Raw genomic sequence first — 11,163 nt, 5'->3', positions numbered from 1 at the left:
TTACTGTCGCAACAAGAACAACTGTGTTGCACCATTATTTTTGGAAACAATCGTCCCCTTGCCACCACTACTCAACTCAATATCAGCCATATCTCTCACATTCCCATTCACATAGAAACCACTCTGTATCACATTCAAATAAGTAAAATTCCCAGTGCCATCTCCCTTCAATACTCCTCCAATTCCTGCATCATAACGCATTGTCTCTACCTCCGTATCATACATATTTCCCGCCACTAAAACATCTAAATTTCCATCCATATCTACATCTTTCACCAGAATTGCCTTATTTGGTGCTACCTGTACCTCATTGGGAAGCGGTTGCAATACCAAATTACCATTAGAGTTGCTCAATAATAAACACGACCGCAATTCCTTTGCCACTCGATGCAATGCTTTGTCCAATTTATCATTCCCATAAATAGCAGCCATATCCGCCAACGCAAATTCATGATAGGTCGGAAATTTTTCTGCCACAAAAGGCATTTGCTCTGAAGTACATTCTCGTCCACGAACAGGAAAACGATTTCCTTGATAATTGGTAGCCAACACGATATCTATCGATCCTGTGCCATCAAAATCATCTGCAAATACTTCAAAAGGTTTGTGTTCATCTGCTTTGAACTTACTGTTCAAACCCAAGTTGCCGACCACATAGTCCATTCGTCCATCTTTGTTGAAGTCACCTTCTGCGATCGAGAACCACCAACCTTCCGTATCCTTCAATCCCATATCTGCGCTAACATTGGTGAATTTGCCACCTTTATTCTGAAAAAACTGCAAGGGCATCCACTCTCCCACTACTATCAGATCTTTGGTGCCATCTCCATCAAAATCAGACCAAAGCGCATCATTTACCATTCCTACATTCACCAATTCGGGAGCCATATTTTCGGTTACATCCTTAAATTTTCCGCCCTCGTTTTGAAGCAAAAAACTCCTTTCTGCAAAAGGATATTTCCCGGGAACTCCACGTCCGCCCACAAAAATATCTAAGTCTTCGTCACCATCAAAATCATGTACTGCAATTGACTGCCCACTGACAAGCATTTGGGGTAAAGCATCTTTCGCTTTCTCAAAATTTCCCTTGCCATCATTCAAATACAGCCTATCCTGCAAATTGGAAGAAGCCACTCCAAACTCTCCACCACCTCCACTGACGACATAAATATCCAAATCGCCATCGCCATCCGCATCAAAAAACGCAATTCCCATGTCCTCACAGCCTTTGTCTGCTTCCCATGCAGTTCCCTTTGTTTTCGCAAACTTACCATTCTTTTGCTGCAAATACAAAGCCGCCGCCTGTCCCTTTGCACCGCCAATCATACAATCCTGCAACAAGTCGCCATTTACATCACCCACTCCAATAAATGGGCCATTGGTAGATTGTTTCTGAGGCAGCAAAATTTCTTTGGCAAAATCATCGTATTCATTTTCCTTGTGTTTGAAGTCCAAACCTGCTTGTGCGGTAAGGTCAGAAAAGGTTGTTTTGATTTTTGGAATTGCAGGTGTATCATTGGCATCTGCTTGCTTCAGGGTAATCGTTTGATTGGCTGCAATGTCGGAAAGTGATTGCGCCCGACCATTGCCCCACGTCACTTCAACGGCTACCACCTCTGTCGCTTCTCCCACTCCAAAGTGCAAAACATTGTCACAAGCCGACTCATAACCTCGCGTCAAAGTCTGTTCGATAAACTGCTGTTGCCCATTGACGGTGACGGTTACTTTGGCATTGAGTCCCATTTCATTGCCTTTTGCTCCTTCCAATTTTATCCGCAAATAATTGCCTTTTTGTTGTTCAACAGCATTGTTTTGCAGCACAAAAGCAGGTTCGTCTATGTTGTTGACCAACAAATCCAAATCTCCATCATTGTCCAAATCTACGTAGGCTGCTCCATTGGAAAAACTTTCTTTGTCCAAGCCCCATTCGCTTATTTTTTTGGAGAAGGTGAGATCGCCATTGTTTTTGTAAATGAAGTTTTTGGTTTTGTGCGACTCCATTTTAACCACCCAATCCATGACTTCTTCTTTCGGAATTTGCTTTACGCCCAACGCTTGTTTGCGATCCCGAATTTGCATCAAAAAGTCGTTGTCTTTGGTATCTTGTTTGAAGCCATTGGTAATCAATATGTCTTTGTAGCCATCATTGTCAAAATCAGCCATAAGATTCGCCCAACTCCAATCGGATTTGTGCAGTCCCGCCAATTGCGAAATTTCACTAAACGTTCCATTGCCGTTGTTCAATTGAAAAGTATTGAACATGTATTGATAATGCAAATGGTGGTCGTTAATCAATGCCCAAAAAAGGTTGCTGTTCATCGAAGGCATCAGGGTTTTGGAGCGATAGCGATCTTCGGCGGTCATATCGACTACGCTGATTTCGGGATAGGTGTCGTTGTTGATGTCTGCAATGTCGCAGCCCATTCCGTAATACGAGATGTGACCTGTCATTTCTTTGATCGCATCTCGAAACGTACCGTTTTTGTTGTTGATGAACAGGTAATCGGGGGTAGAAAAATCACACGATACATACAAATCTGTCCAGCCATCGTTGTTTAAGTCACTTGCTACAACTCCCAAACCATAACCATACCGCAACAAGCCGGCTTCTCCTGTTGCTTCTCTAAATTTACCATTGCCTTGGTTTTCATAAAAATGACTACTCACTTTCTGCAATTCGGCTTTGTCTTGCTCCGTTCGCTGAAAGGCTTCTCCCATACTGATGTTGGTGAAATACACAGCGTGATTCAAGACATATAAATCCAAGTCTCCATCCTTGTCGTAATCGAAAAAAGTGGCTTGTGTAGAATGACCTGTATCGTCAATCCCGTATTCTTTCGCACTTTCGGTGAAACTGATGCCCTCGTTTGCGTCACCATTGTTGACAAACAGCAAATTGCGTTTGGCATCGTCATTGTTATAAGGGCCTGATTTACATACATAAATATCCAACCAGCCATCATTGTTGATGTCAACCACTGTTGCGCCACTCGACCAAGTGCTGCGTTTTTTGCCATCAGGAAGCACATACCATCCATCTACTTTGGCTCGCTCGGTGATGTCTTCAAACTGAAAATTGCCTTTGTTTAAGTACAATTTGTTCGGCACAAAATTACCTGTAAAATAGGCATCTTGCAGCCCGTCATTGTTGAAGTCGCCTACGGCTACTCCTCCTCCATTGAAGAGGTAATCGTAGTAAATAATATTGATGTCTTGGCTCTGTTGTATTTCATTGCTGAATTGGATACCCGTTTTTTCAGACGAAAGGAAGGTAAAAAGCTTGGCAGAATTTGAAGAGTTTGTCTTTTCCTCTACTTCAATGTTTGTAGTAGTATTGTCAGTATTGGTTGATTCGTCTGTATTGCAAGAACTTAGTAACAAGCAATAAAATGTAAAAAAGAATAGGGTATGCCTTGACATATTGTGAAGGTGTTTTTTTTCGAAATTGAGAATCAAAAATACAACTTCTTTGGTAAAAATTATTTGTATCCAAGTAGGAAAGGAGAGAATTATTGATTTGGAGAAGCCCTAAGACATTTTAATTTTACTTCAACACCTCCATTTCCCAATCCTTCACATTACATTCCTTGCTGTCAAAAACAATTCCTACCAAAACTACCTGCTTTGAAGTATTCTTAAAAGCATCTGCATATTTTTGAGTTTTGATTTGGTCAATGGCTTTTTCTACAGAAGCGTCCAATTTGAATTCCATGATGTAAAGATAATCTTCCACTTCAATCTTGGCATCAATTCGCCCTTTGTGTTTGCTCATTTCCACATCAATGTGAATTCCTAAAAACCTAATAACCAGATAAATGATGCTATGAAAACAACCTTGCCATGCCTTGAATAAATTGGCTTTGTCTTCAGTAGTCGGCTCTTTTTTGTTGATTTTGGGGTGGAGTTGGTAAGCAATATCGGAAAATAGGATTTTGAGTTGCTCTATAAAAGCATCCATATCGTTTTCCTTCAATGCTTCTTCAATAAATATTAAGGCTTCATCTACTGTGCTATCGGGAAGATGCGATTTGAGTTCAATCAAATTTTGGGTAAAAGATTCTTCGACTTCTTGGTTTGGATAGCCCAAAGTATAAGTAGGGCGACCTTTATTTAATGTTTTCTTTTTGATGGTCAAATAACCCGTTTGGAAAAGCAAGTGTTTCAAGTCCAAGTGCTTGAGCGTAAATTTGTCAAAAGAACGAGAACTCCATTTGGCAGTATCTACTTTCTCTACATCTATTTTTTGCTTTTTGATAACCTTCAATAACAGCGTTGGCGTTCCACTTGCAAACCAAAAATTGCCAAACTCTCCTTTTGAAAAGAAATTTAACAAGGAGAAAGGGGTGTAAACAAACGTCTTTCCATCCCATGAATAACCATTGTACCACCGCTTCAATTCCTTCAATAAAGTTTTTTCCTTCAAACCCAAATTAGCGGCAACCTCTACAATATAAGGAGCAAAATCTCGCTCCAATTCCACTTGTGTCACGCCACATAAATCCAAAGCTAAGGGGTCTATGGTTAAATCTCTGAGATTGTTCAGTTCTGAAAAAATAGAAGTTTTGGAGAATTTGCTGATACCTGTGATGAACAAAAAATGAACATACGAATCAACTACTCCATCCTTCAATGCTCCATAAAAATTTCTTAGAGTATCTCGATTGGTTTCTGCTTTTTTGAAGTCTTCAATAAAGTCGATAATCGGTTTGTCGTATTCATCAATCAAAATCACCACATTCTGCTCAGTAGAAAGTGCTATGATTAATTCAGCAAATTTTTCTTTGGAAGTTTCGTCTTTTAACTCTACTCCGTTTTTCGCTGCCAACTTGTCTAAGTATCTGGAAAGAGCTGTTTCCAAATCTTGATTTTTGTAGTCTATCTCGGTCATAGACAAACGAATGACAGGACGTGGCTCCCAATCTATTTTGTTGTAAATCCACAATCCCTTGAACAATTCTTTATTACCCAAAAAGATTTGTTCCATCGTTGAAACCAATAGTGATTTTCCAAAACGGCGAGGACGGGAAAGGAAATTCGGCTTACTTTCTGTAATTATTCTATAAATTTGCTGCGTTTTATCAACATACAGCGCATTCTTTTTAATGATGCCTGGAAAATCCGACTCTCCTATAGGTAATCTTTTTAGTGTCATATCTCGAAGATAACAAATAATCCATGAACAAAGAAATCCTCCGCCTCGCCATTCCCAACATCATCAGCAATGTCTCGGTACCGCTTTTGAGTAGCATCGATACGGCATTGATGGGGCGTTTTTCGGAAGTACATATTGGAGCAGTTGGTATTGGGGCAATGGTTTTCAACTTTTTGTATTGGAGTTTTGGCTTTCTACGAATGGGTACAACGGGCATCACCGCACAAGCCTACGGAAAAGCCGACTCTTCTGAAATGATGCAAACTTTGGGCAGAGCGATGTTGGTGGGATTGATTGGGGCAGTCGTCATTTTTTTGCTGCAAGTTCCCTTTACTGCGCTTGCTTTCCCGTTGATGAACATTGAAGGGGAACAACTGGCTTTGGTAGAACGCTATTTTTATATCCGCATCTGGGATGCTCCTGCTACTTTGGGCTTGTTCGCTATGATGGGCTGGTTTTTTGGAATGCAAAATGCGGTCTATCCGATGGTTTTAACCATTGCTATCAATTGGGTCAATATTGTGGTGAGCTACCTACTCATTTATTCTTATGGTATGGACATTGAAGGAGTCGCTTGGGGAACGGTCATTGCTCAATATGTGGGTTTATTGTTGGCAGGTGCTTTGTTTGCTTTTCGCTACCGCAATTTGTGGACACACCTTTCTCGAAAAGCCATATTGGAAATCAAAGCTTTCAAAGCTTTTTTGAACATCAACAGCGATATTTTCATCCGTACTTTGTGCCTCACCTTTGCCTTTGGTTTCTTCTACAGTCAGTCTGCGAAAGGGGGCGATATGGTCTTGGCGGTCAATGTAATCTTGCTGCAATTTGTGAATTGGATGGCGTATGCCGTAGATGGTTTTGCCTTTGCTTCGGAGAGTTTGGTCGGCAAATACAAGGGCGCAAACGATTCCGACAAACTCGACAAAGCGATTCTACTGAATTTTGCTTGGGGAATGGCTTTTGCATTGTTGTTCAGCGTAGTGTATGGATTGCAGGGCAGCTATATTCTACAATTTTTCACCAATCAAGCCGATGTTTTCAATGCTGCGCTTCCCTTTTTGTTTTGGATGGTGATTTTTCCCTTATTGAGTACGCCTTGTTTTATTTGGGATGGCGTGTTCATTGGTTTGACTGCTTCCAAAAGCATGAAAAATGCCATGTTGCTCTCGCTTGCTTTTTACCTCGCCGTTTTTTATGCCTTTGATATGGGTTCTTCTAACGATTTGCTTTGGTTGTCTTTGTTGATTTTGATGGTGGTGAGAGGGGTCATTCAAACGGGGTATTATTGGTGGAAAGGGGTTGAGTTGGAGTAAATTCTTAGTAGCCTGTTCAAGTCTCTTGACTTAAACAACATCCTTGTCTAGAGTCTCCCGACTCCTTTAATGTCCTTGTGAATTTGTGCTTTCTTATCCATTGTGTTTGAATGGAAAAACAAGCTTATTTACCTTCTATGATTGACTGTATTCTTCAATAACTCTCTTTACCTCGTCTTTCTCCAAGCCTAAAAACAAAGCAATTTCGATAACTTTCCAATTGCGTTCATAATAAAGCTTCAATGCCATTTGTAAGGATTTTTCCTTTACCAATCTCTCATCTCTTTGTTCTCTTGTTTCGCCATAGTAAGCCAAATTCATTCCGTCAATGATTTGCTTATCGTATTCTGTCATGGTCATTTTTCCTTGTTTTTGAAATGGTTTGTAAAAAATGTCTTGAAATTGGGATTCTCGTTTGGGGTCTAAGACCATCAAATTAATCACAAACTGTACCAATGGAACAACTATCTTTTCAGAAAAGTTGCTTTCTTCGGCTCGCTCCCTAATAAATTTCACCAAAGCCACCTTCAATTTCAACCTATCGTCCAAATTTTGCTTGGTCTTCAAAATATGCAATGCCGCCAAAACTGCAATGGAGAAAGGATTTTTGGACTGCATCAACTCTTTTTCCTTCTTCTTTTTGACAATGTAGGTATTGTACTTGTAAGTGACTTCTGTTCCAAAATATTCATTTCGAAAGTGATTGTAATCCTTTGGAATATCCTCTCCAATGAAAATGGCAATCGCTGTTATTTCCTTGATTTTGAACTTGTCATAAATTCGGTAGTAATAGGTAAACATGCGTTCTGAAAAATCGGTTTCATGCGTTCCCTGTACTTCAATGTGAATTAAAATCCACTGATTTGTACCATCTTTGAGTTGAACTTTCACCAACGCATCGTTGATTTTCTTGCCCTTCTTATCTGGAACAGCAATAATTTTGTATAACTCTTGCTTCAAAAAATCAGGCTTTTGGTTGAAATCAACCAAAGGATATAGATTTGGGAAGAACAACAACACAAAATGTTCAAAGAGTTCCTCAATGACTTCTTTCCAACGGGTATCGTGGTCAATGTGATGGTCTGTGTTTTTTGCCATTTGTTTTTGATTGCTTGAATGATTAAAGCTTCTTCCCAAAATGATGTTCCAAATAATAAACTATTTCGGGGTAATCCTCTTTTTTGAACTGACCTTTGAGAATCGCAATGTGCCATGCTTTGGCAAGGAAGTTTAGGTTTTTAGTTAACAAAAAATTATTAGGTTTATAATCTGATGAAAATCTTATCTTTCGCTCCAATCCGTATGCTGAAATAATTGCAAAGCCGATTCCAAAAAATAAACTTTGTACTATCTGCAACATTATGGGAAAATGAAATATTCTTCCCATAGCTATTCCACTTATTACTCCAAAAAGAAAACCATTAATAAAACCATTAATACTACCTAATCCTAATAATCGGTATAGAGATGAACTTAATAAAAAGCTAATTGAAAAAACAAATAAAGTCAATATATCAAAAATAGGTACCTGTGTATATCTAAATGTTATTATAATGACTCCAAAAAATTCGCCAAAAAAAGCACCAAAACATATGGGATAAAAAATAAATAATATGAAAAAAGGCTGTATTTTAAACCCAAAACGTTTCTCACCTTGTATAAAAAACATATTTTTAAACCCTGTTAAATGATTCAGAATATTTTCTGAAAAGAACATCATAGCTGCAAATCTAAATATATAATTTTTTAAACTTAATTTTATTTCTGCCCACCTTTGATAAGGTTTTAATAACAATCTAACCTCTACAATTTTCGTCAGTTGCAATAGTAAAGGAATCCTCCCCTTAACTTCTTTACCCTCCATTTTATAATAAACAAAATCAATAATCTCTAAAGTCCAATCCTTCTCCACAATCAAAGGATGCTTAAAGTCCTTTTCTTCAATCAATTGCAGTATTTTCTGAGCCACTAAATATTCCTTGAAGGACTTGTGGACAAACTTGAATTCATCACTTCGTCTTTCAATCAAAAAACCATTTAACATTTCGTTTTGTAGTCCTTCTATTTCTTCTATGCGCTCCAATTGCAGCACTTGCATTTTTTCCTTCAGTAGCTCCAAAATCGTTTCGGCAGGCAGTTGTTCTACTTCTTTTTCATAGTAGAGGGCAGCCAAATCCGTGAAAAAATCCAAGACAAATTTTTCTTTGGTCGTTTTCTGTTCGATGACACTGACAATGTCTTTACTGATTTGTCTTTCTATCCAACGATTCAGATACAATTTCATCAATTCACTCGCACTCAGCTTTTTCTGTTCGTGGTTTTTCAAGAGTTCAGGCAACATATCCCTGACCAAGTGCATCAATTGTGGGCGACGACACAAATCCAAAATACTGCGGTTGCTTTGGATGAAAGCCATATATTTTTTTGCAGTTTCTATATCATAGTATTTTTGAATAGAGGCTTCAATCGCTTCTATTTCAAGCGGCTGCAAGGTCAGTCTTTCAAAATAGGGGTTTTCGGTCGGGGCATTATAAGTTTCGTCTTCTTTCACATTGAAGGCTTCTTTGAGTTCCTCCTCTTTGAAGAAATAAGAAGGGCGACCCGAAATAACCACTTTGTTGTTTTTTTGGGGCAGTTGCCAAATTTCGTTGAGTTGTTTGATGCGTTGGTCGAGCGTTCCCAAATAGCCCATTTCATCAAAACCATCCAACAAAAAGACCACTTTTCCCCTTCGCACCAACTCATTGAATACCTCAACTTTTACCCCAATGTTTTTGGATAAAAAATCGCCAATAGATTTGTCTATTCCCCCATGTCGCAGGGAAGTATTGGTCAGCGAAATCAATACGGGAAAACGCCTCATTTTGCCGTCCTTCAAAATATCTACTGCCAACTTTGCGGCATAGTGTTTCATAAAGGAGGTTTTGCCCATCCCATAGTCGCCCAACAAGACCAAGTGTTTTTGGCTGTCTTGTGTGAGCCAATTGTCTATGTATTCATCCATGTTTTCGTGGCTGTTTTCTTTGTCCTTGCCTAGTAGATAGGTCGGCGGAACAAAGGTTTGCGCGAGGGTGGGTTTTTCGGATTCCTTTTGGCGTATAGAGAACAGGCGGTCGTTTTCGTAGGCGTATATCAGTTTTTTGAGGTAGGGTTTGAAGTCTATTAATTGGTTCAATAGGTCGTCTTCCGTCAGAGTCCTTATCTTCTTCACATCATATTCCTCAAAAAAACCTTTGTCCAACACATAATAGGCCTCCAAAAGTATATCTTCGGTAGAAGCCATGTTTTGAATCTGTAATTTTATTTGATTGTACATGTATTCTACTACATAAGTCTCGATATGTTCCCCTTTCACACTTTCATGGCAATAAATCACTTTCAAGAAATGGTGAAAGCCGCTTTGGTAAGTACCATAGAGCATGTTTGTTTTGCTATCATATTGCAGTTGTAAGTTGTCTGATTGGTATTTCATCTCAAACAAGTCCTTGATACGTTCATGAAAAACAGGATTGATAGGTTCGGGTTCTTTCGGAAATTGAATTTTGACCACTTCTTTTTCATAATTCTCTGCCCTTCCTTCCATCAAATTGAAACGGCGCAAATCACTCCAAGCATAAAAGCCTACAATTCCCAAAACAGCCAATAAAAAAGTCGCATCAGCCAAAATATTTGTCCAGCCTTCGCTCGGTGGAGGCACTGCCAAACTCGTCCAGCCCATATTGCGCAAGGTTTGAATTGCCAATTGCAGCAGTTGGTCGCCTATACCAAATCGAATCGTGTAGAAAACGAGAATCGCCGTAAGGGCTTTTCCAAAGATGTAATTGCGAGATTGTCGGTAGCTTTTTCTGGAATCGAAAAACAAGCGGGCGATTCCGTAAAATAGGAACATCGCAAATATGGAGAGGGTATAAAGGTAGAGTAGCTTCATGTGGTCAATGGCTTTTGAAGTTCAATATCCTTAAAAATCTGTTGGTATGCAAGAAATTATGAAAACCAAGCTAGTACTTTTTGTATTTTTTACTCAACAAATCACCTCACCCAACCTCCGCCACTCCCCAATAATTGAAACCCACCACCTTCCAACCAGGCAAATACATACTCTCTAATTTATTCATTCTGAAACCATTGTCTGCAAAAGCCAAAGGAATATCTCGGTTCAAATTGCAGCCTCCACCGATGTGCTTCCAAAGTGGATTGATTCTATTTTGCCATTTTTCCACCGCCTTATCAGGAGCTTTCCCATGCTCACAAAATACGACTTTACCATTGGTTTTCAAGACTCTTGTGATTTCCTCAAAAGCTTGGTGCATATTGGGAATGGAGCAAAGGGTGTAGGTGAAAACCACGGTGTCAAAACTATTGCTATCAGCAGGAATGTCCTCTGCAAAGGCTTGGGAGAACTCAACATTGAAAGGAAGGGTTTGTAAATCAACCGTGTTTCGATTCCAAGTTTCTATGGAGGGGTCAATGGCGGTGAGGTGTTTTACGGCATTGCCATTGTAGTAAGGAAGGTTTAAGCCTGAACCCACGCCAATTTCCAAGACATTCCCTACTGCCAAAGGAATGATTTTTTCTCTTTGACGCATATTGGGCTTCAATTGACAAGCCCAATCAATCATTTTGGGGAGAATGTATTTGTTGTAGGGGTTCATAAGAGTTTTAGTAGTTTGAAGATATGGAAAAAAGTACGAAACC

Annotated in this window: 6 protein-coding genes; 1 reads left to right on the top strand and 5 read right to left on the bottom strand. The window is 39.3% G+C overall.

Annotated features, from left to right (window positions below):
- Together R3E32_22890 and R3E32_22885 are read right to left on the bottom strand one after the other, a co-directional pair.
- Entirely contained in the window at positions 1-3,420 is a 3,420-nt protein-coding gene (locus R3E32_22890) for a VCBS repeat-containing protein (protein ID MEZ4887598.1), read from the bottom strand.
- Between the two features lie 124 nt (positions 3,421-3,544).
- Positions 3,545-5,152, bottom strand: a complete 1,608-nt coding sequence (locus tag R3E32_22885; GenBank protein MEZ4887597.1) for an AAA family ATPase — start codon at positions 5,150-5,152, stop codon at positions 3,545-3,547.
- Positions 5,153-5,175: 23 nt separating this feature from the next.
- Here R3E32_22885 and R3E32_22880 point away from each other — a divergent pair, with 23 nt between their 5' ends.
- A complete protein-coding gene (locus R3E32_22880; GenBank protein ID MEZ4887596.1) occupies positions 5,176-6,468 on the top strand; it encodes an MATE family efflux transporter in 1,293 nt (430 codons plus the stop codon).
- Positions 6,469-6,603: 135 nt separating this feature from the next.
- On the opposite strand, the gene R3E32_22875 is transcribed toward R3E32_22880, so the two are convergent.
- From R3E32_22875 to R3E32_22865, 3 genes are all read right to left on the bottom strand, one after another.
- On the bottom strand, positions 6,604-7,566 hold the full coding sequence (locus R3E32_22875; GenBank protein MEZ4887595.1) for a hypothetical protein: 963 nt from the start codon (positions 7,564-7,566) through the stop codon (positions 6,604-6,606).
- Positions 7,567-7,588: 22 nt separating this feature from the next.
- On the bottom strand, positions 7,589-10,396 hold the full coding sequence (locus tag R3E32_22870) for an NACHT domain-containing protein (protein ID MEZ4887594.1): 2,808 nt from the start codon (positions 10,394-10,396) through the stop codon (positions 7,589-7,591).
- 106 nt (positions 10,397-10,502) lie between these two features.
- Entirely contained in the window at positions 10,503-11,120 is a 618-nt protein-coding gene (locus R3E32_22865) for a class I SAM-dependent methyltransferase (GenBank protein MEZ4887593.1), read from the bottom strand.
- Between the last annotated feature and the right edge of the window lie 43 nt (positions 11,121-11,163).

The organism is Chitinophagales bacterium, from assembly GCA_041392475.1.
GTDB lineage: Bacteria > Bacteroidota > Bacteroidia > Chitinophagales > UBA2359 > JAUHXA01.
This window is presented reverse-complemented; position numbering and strand designations above follow the sequence as displayed.